Here is a 1,044-nt window from a genome sequence, read left to right on the forward strand (position 1 = left end):
TTTTCGACGCCGCCGGCGACTTCACCGAGCGCCGCGCAGCAGCAGGAGTGGACTCGTTCGTGGCGGACATCGACGCGCAGGAGCTGCCGACGGGCGTGCGCGACCGCCGCAGCGCGGCGCCCGACGCGGTGGCGCTGCTCACCGCGCACGGCGTGGCGGGCCGCGAGTTCGCGCGCGTCATCGTGGCCGGCGTGCAGGAGAACTCGTGGCCGAGCCTGGGAGAAACCGGCTCGCTCTTCCGCCAGGAGGACCTCATGGACCTGCTGGACAACGGGGTTGAGCCGAACGTGCCGATCTCGCGGACGGCCGAGCGCCTGGCCGAGGAGCGCCGACTGTTCTGGGTGGCTGTCACACGCGCGACGGATCGCGTGCTCGTCACCGCGGTGGACGACCAGGACGGTGACGAGCTGATCGTCCCCTCGCGGTTCATCGAGGAGTACTGTCGCGACTTCGACATCGAGGCCCAGGACGTGGAGCTCGCCCGAGAGACCAGCGGGGTCGGGGGCGACGCGGAGCCGGAGGCGCGGGTGCGCCTGCTCGCCCGGGACGAGATCGTCGCGGAGCTGCGCCGGGCGCTCGCCTCGCCCGAGAGCAGCGAGGCGGTGCGGGAGCAGGCGGTACGCCAGCTGGTGCGGCTGGCCCGAGCCGGTGTGCCCGGGGCTGATCCTGGACAGTGGTGGGGGATCGGAGGGGCGTCGGTAAGCACTGCCCTGGCGGAGGCGACGACGCTGTCACCGTCGCGCATCGAGCGGCTGCTGCAGTGCCCGATGCGCGAGGTGCTTGAGCGGATGGTTGGGCTGGATGACAACCTGGCGATGATTTACGGGTCGATGGCGCACGCGTACCTGGAGGCGCTGGGGCGCGGCGTGGACGAGGCGGCGGCGCGCGCGGCGGCCGTGGCGGCGCGGCGCGACGCCGAGGACGGGCCGGCGTGGAAGGCGGAGCGCGACGTGGCTGACTTCGAGGCGATGCTGGAGCGGACCGCGCAGTGGCTGGAGGAATCCAGAAGCGCGTTTACCCAGGTTGGGGTGGAGATCCCGGTGA

The 1,044-nt window shown here is 72.4% G+C and carries 1 protein-coding gene; it reads left to right on the plus strand.

From position 1 onward, the window contains the following. Positions 1–1,044, plus strand: a 1,044-nt coding sequence (locus EAW56_RS12435) for a 3'-5' exonuclease (protein WP_147453340.1), incomplete at both ends; no start/stop codon positions are given.

Source organism: Corynebacterium gottingense (assembly GCF_003693265.1).
Lineage (GTDB): Bacteria > Actinomycetota > Actinomycetes > Mycobacteriales > Mycobacteriaceae > Corynebacterium > Corynebacterium gottingense.